Annotated in this window: 22 protein-coding genes and 1 riboswitch; of the genes, 13 read left to right on the forward strand and 9 right to left on the reverse strand. The window is 71.1% G+C overall.

The features are described from left to right. The first annotated feature begins 39 nt into the window (after positions 1–39). Together PZB75_RS27935 and PZB75_RS27940 are read left to right on the forward strand one after the other, a co-directional pair. Positions 40–648, forward strand: a complete 609-nt coding sequence (locus PZB75_RS27935; protein ID WP_275538060.1) for an XRE family transcriptional regulator — start codon at positions 40–42, stop codon at positions 646–648. Positions 649–706: 58 nt separating this feature from the next. After that, positions 707–874 (forward strand): DUF6126 family protein, encoded by a 168-nt coding sequence (locus PZB75_RS27940; RefSeq protein ID WP_275538061.1) that lies wholly within the window; start codon positions 707–709, stop codon positions 872–874. A 40-nt stretch (positions 875–914) separates the two neighbouring features. Here PZB75_RS27940 and PZB75_RS27945 read toward each other — a convergent pair whose 3' ends face one another. Beyond that, positions 915–1,721, reverse strand: a complete 807-nt coding sequence (locus PZB75_RS27945; protein ID WP_275538062.1) for a tyrosine-protein phosphatase — start codon at positions 1,719–1,721, stop codon at positions 915–917. A gap of 501 nt (positions 1,722–2,222) precedes the next feature. Next, positions 2,223–2,399: riboswitch (cyclic di-AMP (ydaO/yuaA leader) on the forward strand. Positions 2,400–2,401: 2 nt separating this feature from the next. On the opposite strand from PZB75_RS27945, the gene PZB75_RS27950 reads away from it, so the two are divergent. Together PZB75_RS27950 and PZB75_RS27955 are read left to right on the forward strand one after the other, a co-directional pair. Next, a complete protein-coding gene (locus PZB75_RS27950) occupies positions 2,402–3,388 on the forward strand; it encodes a LysM peptidoglycan-binding domain-containing M23 family metallopeptidase (RefSeq protein ID WP_275538063.1) in 987 nt (328 codons plus the stop codon). A gap of 190 nt (positions 3,389–3,578) precedes the next feature. Continuing rightward, positions 3,579–4,406: an SGNH/GDSL hydrolase family protein gene (locus PZB75_RS27955; protein ID WP_275538064.1), complete on the forward strand. Its 828-nt coding sequence runs from the start codon at positions 3,579–3,581 to the stop codon at positions 4,404–4,406. A gap of 66 nt (positions 4,407–4,472) precedes the next feature. On the opposite strand, the gene PZB75_RS27960 is transcribed toward PZB75_RS27955, so the two are convergent. The 4 genes from PZB75_RS27960 to PZB75_RS27975 all read right to left on the reverse strand — a co-directional run bounded on the left by PZB75_RS27960 (position 4,473) and on the right by PZB75_RS27975 (position 8,620). Next, positions 4,473–5,360: an STM4011 family radical SAM protein gene (locus PZB75_RS27960; RefSeq protein ID WP_275538065.1), complete on the reverse strand. Its 888-nt coding sequence runs from the start codon at positions 5,358–5,360 to the stop codon at positions 4,473–4,475. Positions 5,361–5,368: 8 nt separating this feature from the next. After that, positions 5,369–6,748, reverse strand: a complete 1,380-nt coding sequence (locus PZB75_RS27965; protein ID WP_275538066.1) for an STM4012 family radical SAM protein — start codon at positions 6,746–6,748, stop codon at positions 5,369–5,371. Further along, on the reverse strand, positions 6,745–7,557 hold the full coding sequence (locus PZB75_RS27970; protein ID WP_275538898.1) for an STM4013/SEN3800 family hydrolase: 813 nt from the start codon (positions 7,555–7,557) through the stop codon (positions 6,745–6,747). Before PZB75_RS27970 ends, PZB75_RS27965 begins: the two co-directional genes overlap by 4 nt. Before the next feature lie 103 nt (positions 7,558–7,660). Beyond that, on the reverse strand, positions 7,661–8,620 hold the full coding sequence (locus PZB75_RS27975) for an STM4015 family protein (protein ID WP_275538067.1): 960 nt from the start codon (positions 8,618–8,620) through the stop codon (positions 7,661–7,663). Between the two features lie 156 nt (positions 8,621–8,776). Here PZB75_RS27975 and PZB75_RS27980 point away from each other — a divergent pair, with 156 nt between their 5' ends. Next, entirely contained in the window at positions 8,777–9,103 is a 327-nt protein-coding gene (locus PZB75_RS27980) for a hypothetical protein (protein WP_275538068.1), read from the forward strand. A gap of 110 nt (positions 9,104–9,213) precedes the next feature. Beyond that, a complete protein-coding gene (locus tag PZB75_RS27985) occupies positions 9,214–10,215 on the forward strand; it encodes a DUF6745 domain-containing protein (RefSeq protein ID WP_275538069.1) in 1,002 nt (333 codons plus the stop codon). A 177-nt stretch (positions 10,216–10,392) separates the two neighbouring features. On the opposite strand, the gene PZB75_RS27990 is transcribed toward PZB75_RS27985, so the two are convergent. Next, positions 10,393–10,617 (reverse strand): hypothetical protein, encoded by a 225-nt coding sequence (locus tag PZB75_RS27990; RefSeq protein WP_275538070.1) that lies wholly within the window; start codon positions 10,615–10,617, stop codon positions 10,393–10,395. Between PZB75_RS27990 and PZB75_RS27995 the strand changes: the two genes are divergently transcribed. Both PZB75_RS27995 and PZB75_RS28000 read left to right on the forward strand, forming a co-directional pair. After that, positions 10,616–11,128 carry a PPOX class F420-dependent oxidoreductase gene (locus PZB75_RS27995; RefSeq protein ID WP_275538071.1) on the forward strand — a complete coding sequence of 171 codons (513 nt, stop codon included), beginning with the start codon at positions 10,616–10,618 and terminating at the stop codon, positions 11,126–11,128. The two genes, PZB75_RS27990 and PZB75_RS27995, sit on opposite strands and share 2 nt — an antisense overlap. Positions 11,129–11,230: 102 nt before the next feature. Further along, complete coding sequence (locus PZB75_RS28000; RefSeq protein ID WP_275538072.1) at positions 11,231–12,409, forward strand: MBL fold metallo-hydrolase; 1,179 nt, start codon at positions 11,231–11,233, stop codon at positions 12,407–12,409. Between the two features lie 9 nt (positions 12,410–12,418). Here the strand turns inward: PZB75_RS28000 and PZB75_RS28005 are convergent, their stop codons facing one another. From PZB75_RS28005 to PZB75_RS28015, 3 genes are read right to left on the reverse strand one after another with little or no spacing between them, the layout of a single operon-like run. Continuing rightward, positions 12,419–12,619, reverse strand: a complete 201-nt coding sequence (locus tag PZB75_RS28005) for an MbtH family NRPS accessory protein (RefSeq protein ID WP_275538073.1) — start codon at positions 12,617–12,619, stop codon at positions 12,419–12,421. Continuing rightward, entirely contained in the window at positions 12,616–15,834 is a 3,219-nt protein-coding gene (locus PZB75_RS28010) for a non-ribosomal peptide synthetase (RefSeq protein WP_275538074.1), read from the reverse strand. The genes PZB75_RS28005 and PZB75_RS28010 overlap by 4 nt, the downstream gene beginning before the upstream one ends. Before the next feature lie 32 nt (positions 15,835–15,866). Continuing rightward, positions 15,867–16,550: a hypothetical protein gene (locus PZB75_RS28015; RefSeq protein WP_275538075.1), complete on the reverse strand. Its 684-nt coding sequence runs from the start codon at positions 16,548–16,550 to the stop codon at positions 15,867–15,869. Between the two features lie 186 nt (positions 16,551–16,736). Between PZB75_RS28015 and PZB75_RS28020 the strand changes: the two genes are divergently transcribed. The 5 genes from PZB75_RS28020 to PZB75_RS28040 all read left to right on the forward strand — a co-directional run bounded on the left by PZB75_RS28020 (position 16,737) and on the right by PZB75_RS28040 (position 26,272). Then, the gene (locus PZB75_RS28020; RefSeq protein WP_275538076.1) at positions 16,737–18,650 is read left to right on the forward strand and encodes a non-ribosomal peptide synthetase; all 1,914 of its coding nucleotides are present in this window, start codon (positions 16,737–16,739) and stop codon (positions 18,648–18,650) included. Continuing rightward, positions 18,647–22,396: a beta-ketoacyl synthase N-terminal-like domain-containing protein gene (locus PZB75_RS28025; protein ID WP_275538077.1), complete on the forward strand. Its 3,750-nt coding sequence runs from the start codon at positions 18,647–18,649 to the stop codon at positions 22,394–22,396. The genes PZB75_RS28020 and PZB75_RS28025 overlap by 4 nt, the downstream gene beginning before the upstream one ends. A gap of 258 nt (positions 22,397–22,654) precedes the next feature. Further along, positions 22,655–23,410, forward strand: a complete 756-nt coding sequence (locus PZB75_RS28030; protein ID WP_275538078.1) for a MarR family transcriptional regulator — start codon at positions 22,655–22,657, stop codon at positions 23,408–23,410. 341 nt (positions 23,411–23,751) lie between these two features. After that, positions 23,752–25,830: an ATP-binding protein gene (locus tag PZB75_RS28035; protein ID WP_275538079.1), complete on the forward strand. Its 2,079-nt coding sequence runs from the start codon at positions 23,752–23,754 to the stop codon at positions 25,828–25,830. A 7-nt stretch (positions 25,831–25,837) separates the two neighbouring features. Continuing rightward, positions 25,838–26,272, forward strand: coding sequence for a roadblock/LC7 domain-containing protein (locus PZB75_RS28040; protein ID WP_275538080.1), 435 nt, complete (start codon positions 25,838–25,840; stop codon positions 26,270–26,272). Positions 26,273–26,274: the final 2 nt, after the last annotated feature.

The raw sequence follows: 26,274 nt of genomic DNA on the forward strand, positions 1-26,274 counted from the left end.
AAATTTGCCTGAGAGGAAAGTTCCTGGCCCAATGGGGGCATGAACCCTCCGGACACGGCGACCGCCGACGAGCTTCCCGGAATCGCGCCACGCCTGCGCGATCTGCGCCGCGGCCGTGGTCTCACCCTGGAGACCGCGGCGCAGTGGGCCGGGCTCTCACCCGCCCATCTCTCCCGGCTCGAAACGGGCCATCGGCAGCCCTCGCTTCCGATGCTGCTCGGGCTTGCCAGGATCTACGGTACGACGGTCTCCGAACTGCTCGGTGAGATGCCCCCCGAACGTGACGCGATCGTCCGGGGCCGCCGGATGGAGAGGGCCGAGGCCGACGGCTGGACGTACCAGCAGGCCGGTGGTTCCGGACGGGCGATGCAGGCGCTGCGCGTCCGGGTTCCCTACGGGACGCAGGGCGATCTGGTGCGTGTCCACCCCGGTGAGGAGTGGCTGTACGTGCTGGAAGGGCCGCTCCGGGTGATCCTCGGGGACACCGTGCACGATCTGACCGCGGGTGACAGTGCGCACTTCGACTCACTGACCCCGCACCGGATCGCGGCGGTCGACCGCGGTGGTGCGGAACTGCTCTTCGTCCACACCCTGCTGCAGAGCCCCGCTGCCGAGCTGTGTCTCGGCAGCGGGGCACATCCTCGCTGAAGTCGCTGAAGCGTGGCGGGCATCCCCGTCGCCGCAGCCGTCGAGAGAGAAGGCCGCCATGTCCGAGGAGCACGACCCGCTCACCCCGAAGTCCCTGAAGTACGACCCCATCGAGCGGAAGATGCCGCGCGGGCTCGTCATCCGGCTGGTCGCCTATCTGGTGGCCGGACACGTCATCGCGGGGTTCATCTATCTGCTGTTCACCGTGGGAATGCACAACCAGTAGGGGCTGCCTCGTCGTCCCTGGTGGAAGAGCGCGGCGGTCGTCACGCCGCGTCGAGAAGGTGCTCGCGCAGCCGCTCACGAATGCGTGGAGTGATCTTCAGCCCCTCGGAGAGATAACGGTCGGTGCCGCCCCACGTCTCGTCGATCGCGCCGAAGGCCGCGGAGAGGTACGCGGCGCGGGCGTCGAGAAGCGGACCGAGCAGTTCCATCACCTCGGCGGACGTCCCGGCCGCCGAGGTGCGGCGCACCCGGTAGCGGTGGTGCGCGTCGTTGGACTTCAGATAGTCGGTCTCGATCGCGTCCCGCTCGACACCCACGGCGAGCAGTGTGACGGCTGTCGAGAGCCCCGCCCGGTCCTTGCCCGCCGCGCAGTGCAGCAACGCGGGCACGCCGTCCTCGGCCAGCGTGCGCAGGACGCGGCCGTGCTCGGTGGTGCGGGTGCGGATCATCTCGCGGTACGAGGCGGTCATCCGGTCCACCGCCCTCCCACCGCTCAGGAGCGAACGCAGCTGTTCGAGGCTGCCGCTGCGCACCATCCGCCAGAACTCGGCGCCGTCGGCGGGGTCGGAGAGCGGGATGTTCAGATGCCGTACGCCGGGCAGCGCCACGTCATGACCGTCGAGCCGCTGATCCGCGGCGTTGCGGAAGTCGAAGACCGTGTGCAGGCCGAGCCCGCTCAGGAACGCCGTGTCGTCGGCGGTGGCACCGGCCAGATGCCCGCTGCGGAAGAGACGCCCGTACCGCACCTTCCGCCCGTCGGCTGTCGGCAGTCCACCCACGTCACGGAAATTGCGGACACCCGCCAGTCGGGGTTCCGCCGACGGGATCTGCGGCGACTGCTGTGTCACAGGGGCCTCCTGGAATGTCGGCTCGGGCGGGCTCGTCGATGCGGGGCCGCCCGCGACCCTACGACACCGGTCCGGCGGGCGGCCATGGTGCGGCCGTCGTCTTGCCGGAGCCGTCCTGGACTCGTTCCCGCACCCGTTCGCGCACTGCCCCTGAGCCGTTTCGCCCTATTTGGAGATGAATTGACCGGGGTCACACGGTCCGAGTCGCGGGGGTCGGCTGTCTTCATGATCGCGACATGTCCATATTGGGTTATTTGAAGCGCCATGAGGTATTTGCGGCAGTAATAGCCTCGGGCGGGTGAGCGGGATCATATCCGTGACGGTGTGTGGCGGGTGGGCCGAGGGGGAATCCGGGCGCCGCGCGGAAATTCAAGATCGGTAATCCACGGAGTGTGACGGCGCTTCCGTAACGAAATAGAAGTGCGGATTCCGGAACGCAACCGATGGCTTGTTCCTGTCGTCCTCACTCGCTTACGGTCACCCTCAATCCGGTCGGACCGCCTAATCCTGCCGCCGTCCGGAATTCCCATCTACTCGTACGTGGCAGGAGCGGGGGACCCAGGTAAGCCGCTGTCCGGAGAAGTCCGGACGGCTCGGGGTGAAGTCGCGCAGCAACGCGGCCGGGCATCTCCAGCCCGAACCCGACAGCTCACCTCGCAGGCGTCGGAGAGGAACGCACCATGCCCTCAACGGGTAAGCACCGTCGTATCAAGACCGGCCCCATCTCCCGTGGCGTCATCGCCGCGGGGACCGGCGGCGCGGTCATCGCGCTTCCGCTGATCGGCGCCACCGGCGCGCACGCCGCCGAGAAGGCCGCGCCCGCCACCGCGACGCCCGCCGCGGCCTCGCACGCGGCCCCGGTCGCCCCGGTGGCGAAGAAGCAGTCCTCGACGAAGACCTACTCCGTGGTCTCCGGCGACTATCTGTCGAAGATCGCCGCCGAGCACAAGGTCAAGGGCGGCTGGCAGAAGCTGTACCAGGACAACCGCCAGGTCGTCGGCGAGAACCCGAGCCTGATCTTCCCCGGCATGAAGCTGACCCTCGGTGCCAAGTCGGCCGGGTCCGCGGCGTCCACCGGATCGAAGACCCACTCGGCGCCCTCGCACTCGCACTCCTCGAAGCCGTCCTCCTCTCCGGCGAAGAAGCCGTCGTCGGCGGGCACCTCGGCCTCGAACTCGTCGACCTCCGCCTCGACCTCCTCGTCGACCTCCTCGTCGTCCAACGGGACCGGCACCTCGAAGCCGGCCGACCAGGGCAGCGCCACCGGTTACATCGCCCCCGTCAACGCCCCCGTGACCACGTCCTACCGGGCCTCCGGCTCCAGCTGGTCCAGCGGCAGCCACACCGGGATCGACTTCTCGGCCGCCTCCGGCACGAGCGTGAAGGCGATCGCCTCCGGCACCGTCGTCACGGCCGGCTGGGGTGGCGCCTACGGCAACCAGGTCGTCATCAAGCACGCCGACGGCCACTACTCGCAGTACGGCCACATGTCCTCGCTCTCCGTCTCCGCGGGCCAGAGCGTGAGCGTCGGCCAGCAGATCGGGCTCTCGGGTGCCACCGGCAACGCCACCGGACCGCACCTCCACTTCGAGGTCCGCACCGGCCCGGAGTACGGCTCGGACATCGACCCGCTCGGCTACCTGCGCTCCCACGGTGTCTCCGTCTGATCCGGCCGGAGCCCGTGACCGGTGACCCGGTGAACGGAACCTGAGCGAAGAGGGGCGAAGCGCCACGGCGCTTCGCCCCTCTTCGCTTATTCCGGCTTTACCAAAAACTGACCGGGTGGCCTTTCTCACCCCCCGTCAACCCCGTATTACGGTCGCGTAGGTCACATTCGGCGGTGCAAGATATGCCCTTGTGGCAAACGATTCGAGAAACAGGCAGCGTGGCGTCATCGGGTCGTACGCGGCGATTGGCGACAGCTTCACCGAAGGCGTCGGAGATCCGGGCCCGGACGGCTCCTTCGTCGGCTGGGCGGACCGTTTCGCGGTCCTGCTGGCGGACCAACTCCCGGCCTCCGGCCCGCCGGAGAGTTCGGACGGCGACGGGCACGGCGATTTCCGGTACGCCAATCTCGCCGTACGCGGACGCCTCCTCGACCAGATAGTCGAGGAGCAGGTACCGCGCGCCAAGGAGCTCGCCCCCGACCTGGTGAGCTTCTGCGCGGGCGGCAACGACATCATCCGGCCCGGCACCGACCCCGACGACGTGGCCGAGCGGTTCGAACGCGCGGTCGCCGAGCTGACCCGGTCGGTCGGTACCGTCCTGGTCACCACCGGTTTCGACACCCGTGGCGTCCCCGTGCTGCGTCATCTGCGCGGCAAGGTCGCCACGTACACCGCCCATGTGCGGTCCATCGCCGACCGCTACGACTGCCCGGTGCTCGATCTGTGGTCGCTGCGGTCCGTGCAGGACCGGCGGGCCTGGGACACCGACCGGCTCCACCTGTCGCCGGAGGGGCACACCCGGGTCGCCCTTCGCGCCGCCCAGGTCCTCGGCCTCGATGTGCCGGCCGACCCCGACCAGGAGTGGCCGCCGCAGGCGCAGCGCGGCACGCTGGAGGTCCGCCGCGACGACATCCACTGGGCGCGCGAGCACCTGGTGCCCTGGATCGGGCGCCGACTGCGCGGCGAGTCCTCCGGTGACCACGTCGAGGCGAAGCGCCCGGACCTGCTGCCGCTGTGAGCCGCGTCGTCATCGGTGGGCCGGGTTCCGGCGGCATCGGTGACGAGAGCGCCCCTGGCTCTCCGCTCACACGCGGATCACCGGCAGCGCAGGCCGGGGCGGAACGGTCGCGGGCACGCGCTCCAGTACACCGCCGGCGAACACGTCGTACAGCGGCAGCCTCTCCAGATGCACATAGCCGATGTGGCAGTCGCAGACGGAGAGCGGGCAGGCACGCGGGCCGAGCGCCCGCCGGTAGCTGCCGTCGTACAGATTGCCCAGCTCGGTCCGGACGAAGTGGCAGCGGCGCACCGTGCCGTCGCCGTCCACCGAGACGACCGACTCACCGGTCCGGCAGGCCGCTCCCGCCGACGGATGCGGGTGGCGGCTGTACGGGAAGAGAGGATCGAGGGCCGTCCAGCGTTCCGCCTCCTCGTCCGTGTACGAGTGCCCCTCGGCCGCGTTGACCCAGAGGTACACCTCGTCCGGAAGGGCGGCGCGCAGCCGCCTCGCCTCGCCGAGGTGGCTGTCGAGGCCCACGACACCCACGCTGTGGCGCACCCCGAGCGCGGTCAGTTCCCGGCATGTGCCGAGGAAGCGCTCGTACGGTGTCTCATCCGGGTGATACGTGCACCACAGGGCGATCTTCGCGCGGGCGGGGTTCTCGGCCGCGGCCAGCCAGCCGGTGCGGCCGCTGAGGTTGGTCTGTATCGCCACCCGGCGCACCTGCGGCAGCCGCGCCAGATCGACCATCGCGCGCCGGTACCACGACCGGACCAGTCCCTCACCCCACGGTGTGAACAGAACCGACAGCCGGTCGCCGGTCTGCGCGGCGGCCCACCCGGTGAACCGCTCCAGCGCGGCCCGGTCGGCGCGCAGTTGCTCCCGGCTGTCACGCCGCTTGGCGAACGGGCAGTACGGACAGGAGTAGTCGCAGGACGCGAGTGGGCCGCGGTAGAGGATCGTCAGGTCCATCGGCGGGCTCACTTCGTCTCGTACGTGGCCATCGCGGCCCGTACGGCGGGGGAGAACAGCTCGGGGCCCAGTGCGTCGGAGTGCGCCAGACCTTCGGGCGAGAGCCGCAGCAGCCCGGAGGCCGGGGCGGACGGGTCGAGCCAGCCGCGTGCCTCGAAACGCTCCAGCTCGGCCGGGAAGTCGTCGGCGGGCGCCGCGCCGAACCGCTCCCGGTACTCGGCCACCGGCAGGCCCCGGGCCTGGAGGACCGATTGCAGGAAGTGGCGTCTGCGCGCCTCGCCCCCGTCGACGACACGGCCCACCTCGGCGTGCGAGAAGTCCTCGGTGGTGGTGTAGGCGTCGATGATCCCGCGCACCTCGCGCGTCTCCACCGCGTAGTCGAAGGAGTAGTGCAGCGTGGAGGTGTACGAGCGGGCGCCGCAGCCGAGACCGATCATGCCGTCGGTCTGGCAGGCGTGATCGTCCGGTCCCTCCTGCGGGGCGCCGATCCGGCGGAACATCCGCATCGACACCTGCTCGTAGCCGTGGGCGAGGAGATGATCGCGGCCCGCGCGGTACAGAAGCAGCCGCTGCCGGTCCCAGGCCGCGTCGGTGTCCGCCGTCGAACCGGCGCCGCCCGCGCCCTGCCGGCCGAGACCGGTCAGCGGACGTACGTACAGCGGGTAGAGGTACAACTCCTCCGGCCGCCAGACCAGTGCGGCGTCCAGCGAGGTGCGCCAGGTGTCCTCGGTCTGTCCTTCGATGCCGTAGATCAGATCGATGTTGAGGACCGGTACGGAGGTGTCACGGATGCGGCCGAGCGCCGCCTCGACGTCCGTGCGGCGCTGCGGGCGCACCGCCGCACGCGCCTCCGCGTCGACGAAACTCTGCACACCGATGCTGATCCGGGTGGCTCCCCGGTCGGCCAGCACGGTCAGCCGGTCGGCGCTGGCGGTCGACGGCGAGGTCTCGACGGACAGCGGCACCGACCGCAGCTCGGCGCCCATCCGCTTCTCCGCGATGTCGCAGAGCCGGTCGAGCTCACCCGCCGAGAGGTAGGTGGGCGTGCCACCACCGAACGCGGCGGCGGCGAACCGCACCGGCCCGTCGTCGCCGAGTGCGTCCCGGACGGCGGTCGCCTGCCGGTCGAGGGCGTCGAGGTAGCGGGTGGTCAGCTCGTCGGGCGCGCCGATCCGGGTGAAGAGATTGCAGAAGCCGCAGCGCACCTCGCAGAAGGGGATGTGCAGATAGAGCGAGAGCGGGTCCTTGCGCTCCGCCGCCCACAGCTCGCGCAGCGCGGGCCGGCCCCCGGGGAGAGCGCTCAGCTCCCGGTACGACGTCTTGTGCGGATAGGCGTATACGTAGCTCTGATACGGGCCGGTGGTGCGTGCGCTGTGCTGTGCGGTCATCGGTGTTCCTCCGGCTCCAGGAAGAAATGGGCGTACGGAACGGTCCAGACGGCCTCGTGACCGAGCCGGTGACCGGTGTAGCCGTCGTCTCCGTACGCCGTGCCGTGGTCGGAACAGACGATGGCGAAGCAACGGCCGCGGGAGGCGGCGGCTTCGAAGAGCCGGCCGATGTGCCGGTCGACGTACTCCAGCGCGGCGGCGTGCGTGGCGCGCGTGTCACCTGCCTCGGGTGTGGCGCCGGGCCCGTGGAACCAGTTGGGCTGGTGCAGCGCGGACACGTTGACGAAGAGGAACAGCCGTTGTCCGGCCGGGAGCCGGCCGACGATCTGCTCTGCGCGGGCCACCTGCTCCTCGAAGGAGGTCGGTGACGTGACTCCGAATCCGGGCTCCCAGTGGCTCTCCCGGAACATGCCGGGCAGCACGGACCCGAGCGGGCCCCGCCGGTTGAAGAATCCGACGCCGCCGACGCACACCGTGTGGTATCCGGCGTCGGCGAGACCCGACGGCAGATCGGGCGCGTCGAACACGAAGGTGCCGTCGGCGGTCGTCTCGCTGCCGGCGAAGCGCGCGGCGAACAGCCGGGGATGCGGGCCCGGTTCGGCGGGCGTGGGGAGGAAGCCCGCGAAGATCGCCTGGTGCGAGGCATAGGTGAAGCTGCCGGGCGCGTGCCGCTTCTCCCAGGCCCCGCCCGGCAGATGGCGGGCCAGGTTCGGGATGGCCCCGGCGGCGGCGAGCTCCGCCGCCACGTCGTACCGAAGGGTGTCCAGCGTGATCATCAGCAGGTCATGGCTGCCCACGACGGCACTCATGTCAGGGCCGTGCGGTTCCGTGGTGCTGGTGCTGGTGCTGGTGCTGGTGCTGGTGCTGGTGTCAGGCGTTGGCACGGTGGGTCCTCGCTGCGTTCGGCACGGTTCACTCCGCCACGGTCGTGTACCGGCCCTCGGGCCCACCGCTGCCCCAGGGCTCCTCACGCTGCGTCAGGTCGACCCGCACGCCGTACGGCTCCAGGGCCTCGGTGACGCGGCGCTCCATCGGTTCGGTGAGGAAGTGATGGTGCAGGTCGAGCAGTTCGAGATGGGTCAGCGGCTGGCCCTCCAACAGCGCGGCGGCGCCCTCGTCACCCAGCGTGCCGTGCGACAGGTCGAGGACACGGAGCTGGGCGACGACCGGGGCCGAGGCCATGGCCGCGGCGATCTCGTTCTCCAACTCGCTGTTGCGCAACCCGAGATGGCGCAGAGTGGGAAAACGGGCGCCGGACAGGAGAGGAGCCAGGTCACCGACTCCGGTGCCCCCGCCGTACGCCGACACACCGAGCCAGAGATCGAGCCGTTCCAGCGCCGGGAACTCGCTCGCCAGCACTCCCCGTACCGCTTCGGCCGGAAGCCCGCCCGACTCGATGGTGAGCGACCGCAGCCGATCGTGCCGTACGGGCGGGAAGACCAGGCCCGACCCGCCGCGCACCCCCAGTTCGACGAGAGCGGGGAACGTGTCGAGCAGGGCCGTGACGTCGGACTGCTCGATCCAGGAGATCTCGCTCTGCTCCTGTTCGATGTCCCCCACGAAAATCGCCTCCAGGGAGGTCAGCCGGTCGGCCGCGGCGATGATCTCGCTGATCGGGTACGACGAATTCCGGTCGTACGCCTCGCCCCACTGACCGATGATCAGCGCGCGTACCTCCGCCGGGTCCACGGTGCCGAGGAACGACCGGAACTCCTCGTCCCAGGTCCGTTCGTCCTTCTCGTCGCCGTACGGGTCGACCCAGATCCGCCACGCGACATCGCCCGCGGCGGGCACCGGGACATCGCCGGACGGGGGTGGGAAGTCGACGACGGGAAGACCGGAGAACTCGGTCAGATGGGCGACACCGTACATGGCCCTGGACTCCTGGAACTCGGGAACGGCTGATGCCCGCAAGGTCTATCAAGCGGCACTGACAACGCCTCGGGCGGGACCGCGATTGTCAGACCCCCGCCGTAGCGTTTTCGTCGTGGGCGGCACAGCGGGTGCGGCCGATGAAGGGGGACGTCTGTGTACCGGCAGGGCGATGTACTGATCATGGCGCTGGAGGAGTCGGCGGTACCCGCGCACGTCGTGGACGCGCCGGGGGAACCACGGGACGGCCGGGGGCGTTTGGTGCTCGCTCTGGGCGAGGTCACCGGTCATGCGCACGCGATCCCCGGCCCCGGCGGACTGACGCGCGAGGCAGGTCCGTCCGGGCCGATGCTGCTCCATCTCCCCGAGGGAGGACGGGTGGTGCACGAGGAGCACGCGAGCATAGCGCTGCCCGCCGGATGGTTCCGGGTGGTCCGGCAGCGGGAGTACGCGCCGGGGGCGGTCAGGATCGTCGCCGACTGACACCGCCGGGTGCGGTGCGCGGCGACGCGGTCGGGAGGGACGGGACCGTCGGAGCCGGGACGCGGGGATCAGGGACACGACGATCAGAGATCAGGGGACGGGGACAACCGATGCAGTACACCACCGAATGGCGTGCCGTGGCAGCGGCGACCGGCGCGGCGGACCGCGCCGCGGCGGAGGACGGGGTGCGGCTCGCCTACCGCACCGCGGGGCTCGCGGAACCGGAACGGATCATCTGGGCGGACTCGCCCAGGTCGGCCGTGGAGGCCGTGGAGAAGCTCGTCGACGCGGGAAGCCCGGTGCGCGAGCGGGTACGCACCGTGCCCTGGGCCGAGGAGCGCCGCCGGTTGCACGACGAGCTGGGGCCGGCGGGCTGGTCGGCCCTGTGGGCGGCGACCGGGGCCCAGCTCTGGGAGACCACGGCCGCGCTCGCCGAGCGGATACGGGCCGGAGTGGTCGAGGCGCTCACCCTGCGCCCGGAGGACGCGGCGGACGTCCGGCTGGTGCTGCTGGACGCGGTGCTCGGCCAGCACGACGCGGCCTGGCTCGCGGCGTTCGACGGCCGGGGCGATCGGCTGACCGGTCTCGCCGATGTCGCCAGGAACGCCGGCTGGTGGTGGCCGTACGAGCGTGCCGTGGTGATCAGCGAGCGGCCCGTCATCCTGCACCGCGACGAGGCGGGCCGGCTCGACCGTGGTGACGGCCCGGCGCTCGTGTATCGCGACGGTTTCGTCCTGCACGCCTGGCACGGTATGCCCGTGGCCTCCGAGTTCCTGGCCGGACTGCCGTCCCTGACTCCCGAGCGCATACGCGCCGAGGAGAACGCGGAACTGCGTCGCGTGATGTTGGAGCACTACGGCTACGACCGCTACCTCGCCGAGTCGGGCGCCGAGCCGGTGCACCGGGACGAGACGGGCGTTCTCTGGCGGATCGCGCTGGACGGCGACGAGGACGTGGTGATGGTCGAGGTAGTCAACTCCACCCCGGAACCGGACGGTACGCACCGCGTCTACTGGCTGAGGGTTCCGCCGTCGACCAGGACGGCGAAGGACGGTGTCGCCTGGACCTTCGGGCTCGACGGCCAGGCGTACGCCCCACTGCGTCAGACGTGACCCGCGCTGACCGGCACCGGCACGCGCGCTGACGCGTGCCGGACCGACCCGGACCGACCCGGTCCCCTCCGGTGGACACGGCGCTTCCTGACCCGGCGCTGGAGAAGAGGGAGCGCGGGGAAGCGGTGGAGGCGAGGAACTGCGGGAAACGGGGAAAGGAAGAGGACAGCGGCGGGCTCACGCCGCGGACCGTGCGGCGGAGCCGTCCTGGTCGCGGCCTGGTGGCGGGCCGGTGCCGCCGACCGGGAGACACCGGCCCGCCACGGCGGGAGGGACGAGTGGAATGTCGGAGGAGCCCGTGTTCGCGTCGGCGGCCTCGCGACGGTCGTCGGCCGGAGGTGAGACACCGAAGATCGTCCGGACCCGGAATCCTGCGGTGTGCACGTACGTTGGATTCGGCATGACGGAATTCGACACGCACTCCGGGTCCGGCAACGGCACGCCTTCCGGCACGCGGCCCGGGACGGGCTCCGCGGCGGGGGCCGACGACCGACGGGAGACGCTGCTGCGGCTCCTGACCGAGCACGACGGAGGAGTTCTGACCACACTCAAACGGGACGGCCGGCCCCAGCTCTCCAACGTCAATCACATGTACTACCCGGGCGAAGGCGTCATCCGGGTGTCCCTCACGGACAGCCGCGCGAAGACCCGCAACCTGAGGCGGGACCCGAGGGCGAGCTATCACGTCACCAGCGAGGACCGCTGGGCCTGGACGGTCGCGGACTGCGTGGCCGAGCTGTCGCCGGTCGCCGCCGATCCGCACGACGCGGCGGTGGAGGCGTTGATCAGGCTCTACCGGGACGTCCGGGGCGAGCACCCCGACTGGGACGACTTCCGCCGCGCGATGGTCCAGGACCGCCGGCTCGTCCTGAGCCTGCGCGTCGAGCACGTGTACGGCCGGCCACGTGGCTGAGCCCGCCCCGATCGCGCCGGACGCCCCATTGGCCGCTCCCCTCTCGCACCGCCGTACGACCCGCCCGACAATGAGACGACACCGACGCCCCCAGGAGTTCTTGTGACCGGTGCTGACCCCCTGCTCCCGCTCCGCGCCCGGCTGCGGGCGATACGACCCGCGGCGTTCGGAGCCGATCCCGCGGACGCCCGGATGGAGCGCATCCGGCGCTCACCCAACTTCGTCGACGGCGCGTTCCGGAATCCGGTCGGGGCCCGGATCCGTCCGTCCGCGTCGATGAGGGAGTTCGCGAAGGTCTACTTCAACAAGGAGGAGCGCGCCCTCCGGGAACCCGCCGGAACCGTGCCGGTGCACACCACCACCCTCGCCGACCTCGGAGAACCGCCGGCCGACGGACTGCGCCTCACCTGGATGGGCCATTCGAGCGTGCTCGCGGAGATCGACGGCCGACGGGTGCTCTTCGACCCGGTATGGGGTGAGCGCTGTTCACCGTTCCCCTTCGCCGGTCCCAAGAGGGTGCACCCGACACCGCTGCCGCTGGCCGCGCTCGGCCCCGTGGACGTGGTGGTCATCTCCCACGACCACTACGACCATCTCGATCTGCCGACCATCCGCGCCCTGGCACGCACGGAGACGGCCTTCGCGGTGCCGCTGGGGGTCGGCGCGCATCTGGAACGGTGGGGCGTACCCGCCGACCGGCTGTACGAGTTGGACTGGAACGAGACCGCGCGGATCGCCGGGATCAGCCTGACCGCCACCCCCGCCCGTCACTTCTGCGGGCGCGGACTGCGCAACCAGCAGCACACCCTGTGGGCCTCCTGGGCCGTGGCCGGGCCCGAACACCGGATCTACCACAGTGGTGACACGGGCTATTTCCCGGGTTTCGAGGAGATCGGGTCCGCGCACGGCCCCTTCGACGCGACGATGATCCAGATCGGCGCGTACAGCGACTTCTGGCCGGACATCCACATGACCCCCGAGGAGGGCGTCCGCGCCCATCTGGACCTCCAGGGCGGGAAGCCGGACGGCGTCCTGCTGCCGATCCACTGGGGGACGTTCAACCTGGCCTTCCACCCGTGGGCGGAGCCGGCCGAACGGACCATGTTCGCCGCGCACGAGGCACGTGTCGCCGTCGCGGTGCCCCGGCCGGGCGAACCGTTCGAGCCGGCCGACAGACCAGTGGTGGTCCCCTGGTGGCGACCGGTGGCCGGCCCCGCCGAGGGCGGCTGGTCCGTCTGGCCGCCCGTCGAGTCGGCCCAGCTGCGTCTCGCGGCCGACTGACGGGAGGGGTCAGGCCCGCTCGCGCAGACTGCGGGGACGCAGGTCGGTCCAGACCTCTTCGATGTGGCCGAGGCAGTCGGCCCGGGGGCCGGAGAATCCGGTGGCGGTCCAGCCGTCGGGAGGATCGCCGGCGGCGGACTCCCAGATCGAGTACTGGTCCTCGTCGTTGCGTACGACGTGGCACAGCTCCTGGGACGGTGTCGTGGTCATGATGTCTCCTTCAGGGACATGGCGTCGGGATCGGGCAGGGGCGGCAGGCGGTGGTCCGGGGTCGTCGCCAAGGACGCGAGGGCCCGGGTCATCAGCGTGACCGTGCGCGTAGCGGTGAGGGGAGAGGTCCGTGCCGGGTGGGCGCGGGTCGTCAGCGTGGCGTGGTCCGCGCTGGGGGCCCGCTGGATCTCCGTGTAGAGGGGGAACGAGGTGTGGTTGACGAAGAGCCAGTCCCCGCACTCCCGTACCGGACCCCGGTTCCTCCGGTCCAGCACCCGGAAGTCCGTGTAGGTGAGGACCGTGTGGAACAGTGGCCCCCCGTGCCATGAGGTCAATCGGGACAGTGGCACCCGACGATGAGGCATCACGGCGCGTTCCTGCTCGAAGACCAGGCGGACCAGATCGGGCCAGCCGAGGTCGTCCGTCAACTCGGCGGTGACCGGGAAGAGGTTCAGGAACATGCCCATCACCCGGTCGCCCGCACTGTTTTCGGGGCGTACGTGCGACACGAGTCCGACGACCGGCGTGCGGTGCCCGGTGAGCGCGGCCGACGACCACAGTTGGGCGGCCATGAAGAGCGACCGCACCGGTACCGAGAGGTCATGAGCGGTCCGCCGCAACGTCTCGAAGGTGTCCGGGGCCAGGAGAGCCGTGACCGGTTCGCCCGCCGTGAGACGTCCTGGGCCGTCGTCGGCGACGGGGGCCGGGAGCGGCCCCGGATCGAGACCGTGGAGCCGGGCACGCCAGAACTTCTCGCTGAGCGGATCGGTCGCGGCCGACCGTTCGCGCTCCAGATGCCCCCAGGTGTCGTCCCACGCGTGTGCCGGGCTTCGCGGCTGTGGCTCGTCGCGGATGTCCGCCCGGTAGGCGGCCAGGAGTTCCGCGCAGAGCAGAGCGAAGCTCCAGCCGTCGAGGAGCGCGTGGTGGACGACGAGCGCGAGGTGGTAGGAGCCGTCGGCGTACGGGAGCAGACGCGCGAGGAGAGGCGGTGCGGTGGTCGTGTCGATCTCGTACACCCACTCCTCACGCCACGCCCGCCGTACGTTCTCGTCCGGATCGGCCGGTAAGGGCGCCACCTCGGCGACGGAGAGAGGTATCCGCACATGTGGCCGGATGCGCTGGGCGGGTCCCCCGATCGCGTCGAGGTCGAACGAACCGCGCAGCACCTCGTGGTGCGAGGCCAGTAGGGCGAGTGCCCGCCGCCAGGCGTCCGGGACGAGAGGACCGGTGAGCCGGACCGCCGCGAGGACCCGGTAGAGAGTGGGGTCGGTGTCGACCTCGCAGTCGTAGATGATCCCCGCCTGCGTACCGGACACCGGGTGGACGTCCGCCCCCGCTCCGCCGGGTCCCGCCCCGGCCCCGCCGGACCCCGCTCCCTCCGGCGCCGGTCCCGACGATCCCGTCGACCGGGCCATCTCCCGCACGGTCGGCGTCTCGTACAACTGCGCCACGCCGAACTCGACCCCGTGTTCGCGGGCACGGGCGACGACTCGGGTGGCCCGGATGGAATCACCGCCGAGGGCGAAGAAGTCGTCGTCGGGCCCGACCCGGGGGAGTCCCAGGACATCGGCCCAGACCGCCGCGATCGTCTCCGCGAGCGAGAACGGCGGCGTGCCGTCCGCCGCCGGGGCGACGGCTGTGGCGGTGGCGGGGGAGGAGAGGGGGGACGCGGTCTCCGGCTTCTCGGACCACGGGTCGGGGAGCGCGGACATGTCCAGCTTGCCCTGATGGGTCGTCGGCAGGACCTTCACCCCCACCACCGCCGCGGGGAGCAGATGGCGTGGCAGACGCAGGGCGAGTGCGGCCCGTACCGCCGCGGGCTCGGACGCCCCTTCGACGCCTTCGACGACGTACGCGACGAGCGCGGGTTCGCCGTCCTCGTCCTCGCGCACCACCACGGCGGCCTCGGCGATGCCGGGCAGCGCCAGCAGGGCCACCTCCACCTCGCCCGGCTCGATCCGGAAGCCGCGCAACTGCACCTGCCGGTCCGCGCGTCCCCGGAACATGAGTTCGCCGTCCGGCGTCATCTCGGCGAGGTCGCCGGTCCGGTAGAGCCGGCCGCCGGGGACCGGTCCGTACGGGTCGGGCACGAACCGCTCCGCGGTGAGAGCGGGACGGCCCAGATAGCCGTCGGCCAACCCCGCCCCGGCGACGTGCAGTTCACCGATCTCTCCGGGCGGCACCGGCGCCAGTCGGTCGTCCAGGACGTGCAGCCGGAGATCCGGGAGCGCCACCCCCATGGGGCTGCCCGGACGGTCGGCGTCAACGGCGGTCAGCGGCCGAAGAGTGACGTGAACGGTGGTTTCGGTGATGCCGTACATGTTGACCATCAGCGGTGAGACATCCCCGTAGGCGTCGAACCAGGGCAGCAGACGGGCCGGCCGCAGCTCCTCGCCGCCGAAGACGACCAGGCGCAGTGAGGTCGGGGGGAACGCGACGCGCCGGGCATGGGCCATGAGGTACTGGAACGCCGACGGTGTCTGGTTGAGGACGGTGACGCGTTCCCCGGTCAGCAGTCGCCAGAACGCCTCGGGGTCGCGGGCCGTCCGGTACGGGACGATCACCAGCCGGCCACCGTGCAGCAACGCGCCCCAGATCTCCCACACGGAGAAGTCGAAGGCGAAGGAATGGAACGCGCTCCACACGTCGTCGGCGGTGATGCCCAGGGGCTCACGGGTCTGCTCGAAGAGCCGTACGGCGTTCGCGTGGGTGATCACCACGCCCTTGGGCGGCCCCGTGGAGCCCGAGGTGTGGATCACATACATCGTGTCCCGCGGATCGGGTGTCACGTCGAGATCGTGCGTGGGGGCGTCGGCGACCGACGCCCGGCCCATGTCGACGAACTCGGTGCCGGGCGCCGCGACCGACGAGCCGTACCGGGGGTCCCCGACGACGAGGGACAGCGCGCAGTCGTCGATGATGTGGTGGAGTCGGCTCGTGGGGTAGTCGGGGTCCAGCGGTACGTATCCGCTGCCCGTCTTGAGCACCGCGAGCAGAGCGATGACGAAGTCGGCGCCGCGGCCGGCCATGACGCCGACCAGGGAACCGGGACGAGCGCCCCGTTCCCGCAGATGGTGCGCCAGCCGATTCGCGGCCTGGTTGAGCTCGCCGTAGGAGAGGGTGCGACCGCCGTCGGTCAGGGCGCCCCGGTCGCCGTCCTCGGCGGCCCGGTGTTCGAATCCGCGGTGCAGGAACTCCGGTTGTGGGTCCGTCATGCTGTTTCCTTTCGGCGCTGGGCCGGTCGTCCTCAGACGGCGCAGGCGGACAGGAACTGAGCCATGCTGTCGGCGGCCAGTCGGACGGCGACCATGGTCTGATCGGTCGAGGAGGACCGGCTCAGCCCTTCCTCGGCCATCCGCAGGCACTGGTCGAGCAGTTCGGTGGGCCGCTGCTGCCAGCGCCGGAAGACGAAGACGTACTCCTCGGGCAGCTGTATCGAGAGGCGGTCGATCTCCTCGACCAGCGCGACGCAGAATTCGTGCCACGACACGAGACCGACGTACAGCCCGAGTCCCGACGCCGCCCGGTCGGCCGTGGACCCGAGCCACAGGTAGTACCACGGCATACTGCAGGCCGAGGCCGTGAGGTCCAGGGCGGTGACGGGCGGTCCGTCGTAGCGGAGGGCGGTCTCGGCCTCCCGCATCAGACGGCGCGCGTCGAGCTTCACCTGGGCGAACGCCAGATACGCGTCGGCGTCCGGCCGGGCGGAGAAGCGGGCGACGCCGGTGGCGTATCCGGTGACCTGGGCGTCCAGTGAGAGGTCGATCAGCCGGAGCAGACGCATCCAGTGCCGGGGTGTCGCCGCGTTCTTCTCGACCAGACGCATGAATTCGTTGTCACGTCCGTGAGGTGTCTCCGAACAGCGCTCCAGCAGGACTTTCACCTGCGGGAACTCCTCGGGGACGCCGCTGTGCAACCGGTCGGTATTCATCCTCGACTCCTCGTCCGTGTGAAAACCGGGACGCGTTCTTCGCGTCCCTCCGTTCTCACCGTAGGAGCGTCGGCCGACAGGCGTGGAGCACGAGTACCACTTGGTGGAACACCCCCGCATCGGCATGCGACGGCGGCTGCGAGGGTGGGGTCGGGAATACACCCCCGGAAAGGAAAGTGACGCATCATGAATTCGACGACCGATGCATTCCGCTCCCTCGACGCGCGGCGCCGGGAACTTCTCCATGAACTCGTGGCGGAACAGGCCCGGCGCACCCCGGACGCGGTGGCCGTCACCATGGCCGACCGGCCGGACCTGACCTACGGCGAACTCGTCGGGCGTGCCAGGGCACTCGGCCGACAACTGACGGCCGCGGGCGTCGGTCCCGAAGTGCTGGTCGGTGTCAGCATGCGGCGCGGCCCCGAACTGCTGGTGGCGCTGCTCGCGGTGGCCTTCGCGGGTGGCGCGTACGTCCCGCTCGATCCGGCGCAGCCGGCGGACCGGCTGGCCATGACGGTCGACGACGCGCACCTACGGATTCTGCTGCTCGGGCCCGGCGGATGGGCGGGAGGTGACGCCGCCGCCGGCCCGGAGTCCCTGACGGTCCTGGACGTGAGTCACGGCGAAGCGGCGGACGGGCCGTGCGGGGTGTCCGCCGCACCGGGGAACACCCTCTACGTCATGTACACGTCCGGTTCCACCGGCCGCCCGAAAGGAGTGTCCAACAGTCACGCGGGCGTGACCGAATTCCTGCGATGGATGGTCGAAAATTATCCGCTCGACGCCGATTCCCGTGTTCTCGTGAAGACTCCGTTCGGCTTCGACGTGTCGGTCATGGAGATTTTCTGGCCGCTGATCTGCGGTGCCCGCCTGGTGCTGGCCCATCCGGAAGGACATCACGATCCCGCGTATCTGGCCGAAGTCGTCGTCACGGCGGGAATCACCGAAGCGCTGTTCGTGCCGACGCAATTGAGCGATTTTCTCGCGGAGCCCGCGGCAGCGGGGAGCGGCGCCTTACGGCGGCTGTTCTCGATCGGCGAAGAACTGACGCCCAGCGTCGTGGAGCGTTTCACCCGGATGCTGCCGGACACCGAACTCGTCAACGCCTACGGTCCCACCGAAGCGGCGATCGTCACGCTGACGCACACGTGCGTCCCCCCGGACACCTCGACCGCACACGTACCGATCGGCCGCCCGGTCGGTCGAAACCGAGCCCATGTCCTGGCGCCCCGCGACCTGACTCCACGGGCGGACGGCGCTCCGGGCGAACTCTTCCTGTCGGGCCCCCAGGTCGCGCGCGGGTACCACCGAGGTCCGGGGCTGACGGCGGAGCGCTTCCTTCCCAATCCCCGTTCCTGCGGCGACCCGGAACACGCGAGGCTCTACCGGACCGGTGACGTGGTCCGGGCACGTGCCGACGGCGAACTGGAATTCCTCGGCCGTGAGGACCGCCAGGTGAAGGTGCGCGGGAACCGGATCGAACTCGGTGACGTGGAAGCCGCCCTCCTGCGACTGGCCGGGGTACGAGGCGCGGAGGCCGCGCGGCGTACCGATCCGGAGGACGGCACCCCCACGCTCGTCGCCTGGGTGGCGGGGGAGGACAGCGGGACCGGTGGCGCGGGCGGGTTGCGCAAGCAGCTCCTGGATCTGTTGCCCCGTGCCATGGTGCCCGCCCGGATCGTGACTCTGGACAGCTTCCCGGTCCTGAACAACGGCAAGCTCGACCGTAAGGCGCTCCCCGACCCCTTCGCGACGGCCGGCCGGCCGGCCATGGCCCGGACCGCGGCGGACCCGTCCGAGGACGACCGTCCGGGAAAACACCGGGACGCGGTCATGAGGGTCTGGGGCGAACTCCTGGGCGGTGTCGCCGTCGGTCCGGACGACGCCTTCTTCGAACTGGGCGGGGACTCCGCACTGCTCCTGAGGGTTCGCGCGGAGCTCCGACGGCTGGGCTACACCGGTGTGCGCACGCTCGACCTCATCGAGTACGCCACCCCGGCCCGGCTCGGAGCCTTCCTGGCCGGGCGGACGGACCCGCGACCACCGGACGACGTCCCCTCGTGGGAGGGCGACGACCCGGACGGGAGGCCGGCCCGATGAACGACGCCGTACTCCCCGACGGTCCGGCGGGGGAGTCCCCGGCCGGAGACATAGCGGTCATCGGCCTAGCGGGACGCTTTCCCGGCGCTGCCGACCCCGAGCGATTGTGGGAGGCGATACGGAACGGTTCGGAGCTGATCAGCCGGCCGACCGACGAGGAGGCGCGTGAGGAGGGCGTCGGCACCGAACTGACGAGTTCCCCCGGATACGTGCCGGCCGCCGGTGTCCTCGGCGCGGTCGGGCTGTTCGACGCGCGGTTCTTCGGTATCGGCAACCGTGAGGCGGACCTGATGGACCCCCAGCACCGGCTGCTGCTGGAGTGCTGCTGGGAGGCGCTGGAGGACGCCGGCTGCGTGCCGGACTCCTTCCCCGGGCCCATCGGTGTCTTCGCCGGAACCGGCGCCTCGGACTACCGACTGCTCGACGGCGGAACCCGCACACCCGACCTGGGAGGCGCGACCGACTTCGTCCGGCTCATCGCCAACGACCGGGACTTCGCCGTCACTCGCGTCGCCTACCGGCTGAATCTGCGCGGCCCGGCCATGACGGTGCAGACCGCCTGCTCCACGTCACTGGTCGCGGTCCACCTCGCCGCCCGTAGTCTGCTCTCCGGCGAGTGCGAGGCCGCCCTCGCCGGCGGGGTGTCGATCCGGCTTCCCCAGCGGGCCGGATACCTGCACGAACCGGGAGGCATCCTGTCGCCCGACGGCCACTGCCGACCGTTCTCGGCGGACGCCGCAGGCACCGTCCCCGGCAGCGGGGCGGGCATCGTCCTCCTCAAGCGGCTCGAAGACGCCAGGGCGAACCTCGATCACATCTACGCGGTCCTCAAGGGCTCCGCCGTCAACAACGACGGCTCTGACAAGCTGTCCTACAGCGCCCCGGGCCCCGCCGGGCAGCGTGCCGTCATCACCGCCGCCCACACATCCGCCGGGGTGTCGCCACGCACGATCGGGTACGTGGAGACGCACGGTACCGGCACCGCGCTGGGCGACCCGTCCGAACTGTCCGCTCTCGGCTCGGCATTCGGCACGGAGCCGGGCAACTGCCCGATCGGTTCCGTGAAGGCGAACATCGGACACCTGGACGTCGCGGCCGGAGTCACCGGGTTCATCAAGGCGGCCCTCGCACTGCACCACCGTACGGTTCCACCCGCCCTGTACTGCGATCCGCCGAACCCGGACCTCGATCTGAAGGCGTCCCCCTTCCGGCTTCCGCGCACCGCCGAGGACTGGCCCGCGTCCGACCATCCCCGCAGGGCCGCCGTCAGCTCCTTCGGCGTCGGAGGCACCAACGCCCACGCCGTCCTGGAGGAAGCCCCCGCTCCCCGGCCGGGCCGTCCCGCGCGTTCCCCCCAGCTGATCCTGCTGTCCGCACGCGGCCCCGAGGCGCTGACCCGGATGACGCGCACCATGGCCGACACGGCGCGCGCCGTCGCGCTGCCGGCACTCGCCGGTACGCTGCTGACCGGACGCGCGGCGTTCCCGCACCGCTGGAGCGGGGTCGCCGAGAACGGGGACGAGGCCGCCGAACTGCTCTCGCGCGCGGAACCCGCCCCGGCGGCGCCCCCGGAGCCTCCCCCCGTGACCTTCCTGCTCCCCGGATTCGGAGAGCAATGGGCAGGGATGACCCGGGAGATCTACGCCTACGAGCCCGTCTTCCGCCGGGCGCTGGACTTCTGCGCGGAGACGCTTCTCCCCGGCCTCGGCCTGGACGTCCGCGAACTCCTCAACTCGCCGCCGGAGGAGAGCGACGAGGCCGCGCACGAGATCCGCCGCACCCAGGTGGCCATGCCGGTGGTGTTCGCCGTGGAGTACTCCCTCGGCCGGCTGCTGGAACACTGGGGCGTCCGTCCCGACGCGATGCTGGGACACAGCCTCGGTGAATGCGTCGCCGCGTGCCTCGCGGGCGTCCTGTCACCGGCCGACGGACTGCGCCTGGCGATGCTGCGCGGCCGACTCGTCGGCGGTCTTCCGCCCGGACGGATGCTCAGCGTCCCCCTGCCGGGTGCGGAACTGGCCGAACTCCTGGACGGGTCGCTGGGATTGGCGGCCGTCGTGGCACCGGACCGCAGCGTCGCCTCGGGAACGGACGACGACATCGCCCGCCTGGAGTCGCGACTGCGACGACGCGGTGTCGAGCACCGCCCGATCCCCGTCGACCGTGCGGCCCACTCCCCGGCGCTCGACCCGATACTCGGCGACTTCCGGGCGGCCGTAGCGGATCTCCGCCTCTCCCGCCCCCGTGTGCCGTTCCTCTCCAATGTCACGGGCACCTGGATCACGGACGAGCAGGCGGTCGATCCGGACTACTGGGTGCGGCAACTGCGGGGGACCGGACGTCTCGTGGACGCCTTCGCGACACTGACCGTGGCCGGCCCCCGGCTCCTGCTGGAGATCGGACCCGGCCGGACGCTCGGAGGGTGGGCCGCCCGCAACGGGGTGGTCGGCCGGGGGACGCGGGCATTCGCCGGTTACGGGAGGGCCCGTGACCGGGGGAGCGCCTACCGCCGCCTCCTCGTGTCGGTGGGCCGGCTCTGGGAGGCGGGAGTCGCCGTCGACCGGAACGCGCTCGACGAGGACCACCGGCAGCCCCGGCTGCCCCTGCCCACGTATCCCTTCGAACGCACACAGCACTGGATCACGGACGCGACGGCCGACGGGACACCCACGGGCCGCCGTACCGAACCGGAAGCGGCGTCCTCCCCGGCCGGGACGACCGAACCGGACGGCCCCGGCGACCGGGGTGCGCCCTCCGTCCCCGACGCTTCCGACGCCCCCGCCGGACCCGGCCTGGAGAAGGCCCTCGCCACGTTGTGGGGCACGACGCTCGGCTCTCCCGGGACCGGCCCCGACGACGACTTCTTCGATCTCGGCGGAGACTCGTTGACCGCCGTCCAGCTGGCGGCGGACATCGGACGGACCGTCGGACATCACGTCACGCCCCAGGACCTCCTGGCGGCTCCGACGCCACGAGCCCTGTCCGCGACCATCCGGGAGAAGGCGGACGACGGCGCGGGTGAAGGCGACGGACGGTACCGCGCCCTGACCCGCCTCCTCGGCCCGGAGCGACGGAAGAGCCCGGGACCGCCGCTCTACCTCGTGCACCCGATAGGCGGCGGAGCCCTGGTCTACCGGCCCCTCGCCGCGGCGCTCGCGGAGAGCTGTCCGACCCACGGCTTCACCGCGAGGGGCTTCGACGGCCAGGGCGGTGCGCCACGGAAGGATCTGTGCGAGATGGCGGCCGCCTACGCCGAGGAACTCCTCGCCGACCGTCCCGAAGGGGAGTTCTGGCTCGGCGGTTCGTCCTTCGGAGGCGTGGTGGCCCTCGAAATGGCACGCGTACTGCGCCTGCGCGGACGGCGACCGGCACTGACCGTCCTGCTCGACTCACCATGGCCGGGGTCGGTCCCCGCGGACGAGCGCACGTACGAGGCCCAGCGGGAGACACTGCGCGGCACGGCGTCCGAGGACGTGCTCGCCACGCTCGTCCCGCTGCGCCTCGCGCACTACGCGGCACTGTGCGGCCACCGACCGGGCGCCGCTTCCTACGACGGCCCGGTGCTGTACGTACGGGCCGGCGATCCCGAACCGGACGAGTCCGATCCGCGGTCGGAGGAATGGCGCGCGGTGGTCCCCGGCATCGACATGACCACCTCGCCGGGCGGCCACGAGTCCATGCTGCGCGAGCCCCATGTCCGTTCTCTGGCGGCGCTGCTCGCCGACCGCGCTCCGCGCACCGGGTGATCCCGGCGGGGTCGGGAAGGAAAAGTGCCTTTCCGTCACACGTGTCACAGGAATGGTCTATTTCCTCAAGCCGACCACATGAACGCGCATCGGTGTCGAATGGGATACGGTACGGTAATATCGGCCGGATACCATTCTCGCGAAAGCGAAAGAACGGATGAAGAGTGGATCACTTCTCGCATCCTTCGCAGTCCTAGGGGCTCGTGGCCATGATGATCGAAAAATGGAAGCTCAGTGGTGGGAGAAAGCGCTTCGCCCATGGAATCGCCTGCCGGGAAAGAGGGCGGGACCGGTTATATCGCACGGAAGGAATCTGGAGGTGCCGGAACGCGGACGATTGACAAAGTCGCACGGATTCTGTTGTTCGTGGCGGAGAACGGACCGGTGAGTGCGAACGAGGCCGCGCGGCGACTCGAAATGCCGAAAACCACGGTCCATCGCATACTCAAGCGCATGGACGACCGCGGCGTGCTCTCTCACGCGGACGAGGGGCTGGTCATCGCCGGGCTGTTGAGCAGGGCCGCCGACCGGCTGCTCGTGCCCGAGGGCGACAGGCTACGGCGTATCGTGACCCCCTATCTGGTGGATCTCTACATGGCGATGAGAATGCCCGTGGGCATGGCGGTGGCGCGCGGTGACAGGGTGGTTTTCGACGAGGTCATCCGTTCCCGGAGCCAGCAACTGCTCGCGCGCTCGGCGGAGCGGATGCTCCCCCACGCGGAGGGTGCCGCCGGCCTCCTGCTGACGGCTTATCTGGCTGAAGCGCAATCGGCGAAGGCTGATCCGGCACGCCTCGTCCAGTTCGCGGAAATACGGCGGGAATCGATGGCGGTCTCGATGGACGAGAAGAATTTCAGCTGTGCCGTCCCTGTCTACGGGAAGGGGCCACTGCCTCTCGCCGCGATCAGTATCACGGGACCGCGGAGTCCGGGAAGATCGGAAAAGGCGCGACAAGGTGTTCAGCATGTGTCCGCTCTGATCTCGGCCGATCTTCGTTCCCGAGGCGTCGGCTGACGTCCGGTACGGCCCCCGCCGCGTGCCCGGCCCGATGCCGAGGAGCCGGGTGATGTGGGCCGTGCCGCGGCCGCGTCGGCCCGCGTGACCCCGCCGGCTCCTTGGGGCCAGCCGTAATCGGCCGTGCGTACGAGTCGCCATACCGGCGTGGGACGGATGGTGGGTAAGTTCCGGAACAGCCCACCAAGCGTCGCCCGTTCGCGACTACCGTGTGTGTCCGGAGATCAACGCTGGGCTCATCTTTCCGCGGTCGGCCCGCCGTTGACCCGTACCGGACCGACCACCGCAGGTGTCACCGCCGAACGCCGATTCCTGGTGCCCCATGTACCGAGGACGCTGAAATGTCACAACTACGCGCGCCCGAAGCGCGCACGGAACGCCGGGAGGGCGGGCGTCACGGCCGACCGGGCGCCCGTGCCCTCGCACCGGCTCCCCCCACGCCGGGTGCCGCTCGGACATCGCCCGAATCGCGGATACGCCCCCGGCTGCTGCGAAGCGCGCTGCTGCCGACCGTCGCCGCGGCGCTGAGCGGCGCCGTCGCCGTCGCCGTCACCGTCCGGGCCACCGAGATCCGCCCCTCCGAGGAACTGTGGATCACCCTCGGCGCGTGCGGGGCGTCGGCGGTCGCCGCCGTGGTCGCGGCCTTCCTCGGTGCCAACCGGACGGCGACCGCCGTCTTCGGACGCTGCCTGGCGCTTCGTCGCTCCAGTGCCCACGGACAGGCCGAAGTGGGGCGTCTCATGGAGCGGTTGCGCAAGGGAGAGACGGTGCCCGCCCGGCCGCCGGCCGAGCCCGCGGCCCCCGGTGGAGACGCCTTCGACCTGCTCGCACACGAAATGGCGCGCTCGCACGAGACGGCCCTGGCGGCGATCACCGAGGCGTCCCTGCCGTCCGGTGGTGACGCGGCACGGGGCGACGGGGACGCGCACCGGGTCGAGGTCTTCGTCAACCTCGCCCGACGTCTGCAGTCGCTCGTGCACCGCGAGATCCAGCTGCTCGACGAGCTGGAGCACGAGGTGGAGGATCCCGATCTGCTCAAGGGCCTCTTCCACGTCGACCACCTGGCCACCCGCATCCGCAGGCACGCGGAGAACCTCGCGGTCCTCGGCGGAGCGGTCTCCCGGCGGCAGTGGAGCAATCCGGTCAGCACGACGGAGATCCTGCGCTCGGCGATCGCGGAGGTCGAGCAGTACCCCAGGGTCAAGCTGGTGCCGCCGATCGACGGCACGCTGCGTGGACACGCCGTCGCCGACGTGATCCACCTGCTGGCCGAACTGGTGGAGAACGCGACCGTGTTCTCCTCGCCGCACACCCAGGTGCTGCTGCGCGCCCAGCGCGTCACGGCCGGGCTGGCCCTGGAGGTCGAGGACCGCGGCCTCGGTCTGCCGGTCCATGAGCAGAAGCGGATGAACGCCCTGCTCGCCGATCCCGACCAGGTCGACGTCGCGCATCTGCTCCAGGACGGCCGGATCGGTCTCTTCGTCGTCGCGTCACTGGCACACCGCCATGGCATCGCGGTCCGGTTGCAGAGCAACATCTACGGCGGTACGCAGGCCGTGCTGGTCCTGCCACAGGCCCTGCTCGGCCCGGACGAGGACATCGCACCCACCCCTCAGCCACCGCAGCGGACGCATCAGTCACCCGCTCATCAGCAACAAGCACCGACACAGCAGGCGCACCGCCAAGAGGGCCGTCAGGCACCAGCACCGTCGCGACAACAGCAGCCGACGCCGGAAGCGGAAGTACCAACCGCGAACCCACGGCAGCGGCTCGACCATCCCCCGCGGCAGCGGAGCGCCGAGGACCGGCCCCCTCCGTCGGTCCGGCCGCCCGAAGACACACCGACCACGGCCCTCGCCGAGACCGGGGGCGCGGGCGGCGACCCGACGAGACCGCTGCTTCCCCGGCGCACCACCCAGGAGCACCTGGCCCCACAGCTCCGGGTACCCCCAGTCCCGCGCACGGAGGACGCCTACGCCCCGCACGACCCCGGGCTGATGGCCGCGTTCCAGCGAGGCGTCGGACTCGCCGAGTCGCAGATCGACGGGCCGGACCAGCCGGACCGCGGCCCCGGCTCCGACCGGAGCCCTGGGCTGGACGCCCCGGACCGGACGTCATGGCCGGACCGGGGCATCGAGGGGGACCGGGACGGTCAGGAGGCGCGGCACCGTCGGCAGGCTCGGCCCGTCCCTACCGAGTGGACCGGCCGCACGGCCCAGGACGGCCTGGACGACCGGTCCGTCCCCGCGGCACCCATCGGTCCGGCCGCCCCGACGGCGTCGGCCGTCCCCGCCGCGCCCGGTGGGGACCTGCCTCCCGCCCCGCTGCCGGTGCGCGGCCGGACCCCCGGCTCCACCTGGCCCCTGCCGCTCACGGACCCCCACCAAGACCCCCGCGACGAAGACCCCTTCAAGGAGTAGACGCACCATGGCGAGCGATATGTCACCCAGTCAGGTACCTGACCTCGACTGGCTGTTGAGCGGACTGGTCCAGCGCGTGCCGTTCACCCGCAGCGCGGTCCTGCTCTCCGCCGACGGGCTGGTCAAGTCGGTGCACGGCATGGACGCCGACAGCGCCGACCACATGGCGGCCCTGGCAGCCGGTCTGTACTCGCTGGGCCGCAGTGCCGGTGCGAGGTTCGGCGACAACGGGGAGGTCCGCCAGGTCGTGGTCGAGCTGGCCTCGACCCTGCTGTTCGTCTCCACCGCCGGCTCCGGCACCTGTCTCGCGGTCCTGGCGGGCCGTGACGCCGACGCCGCGGTGCTCGGCTACGAGATGGCCATGCTGGTCAAGAGCGTCCGGCCCTACCTGATGACCCCCGCCAGACAGGCGGCGGGCATGCCGGGCGGCACAGGACTGTGAAG

This window comes from Streptomyces sp. AM 4-1-1 (assembly GCF_029167625.1).
Taxonomy (GTDB): Bacteria; Actinomycetota; Actinomycetes; order Streptomycetales; family Streptomycetaceae; genus Streptomyces.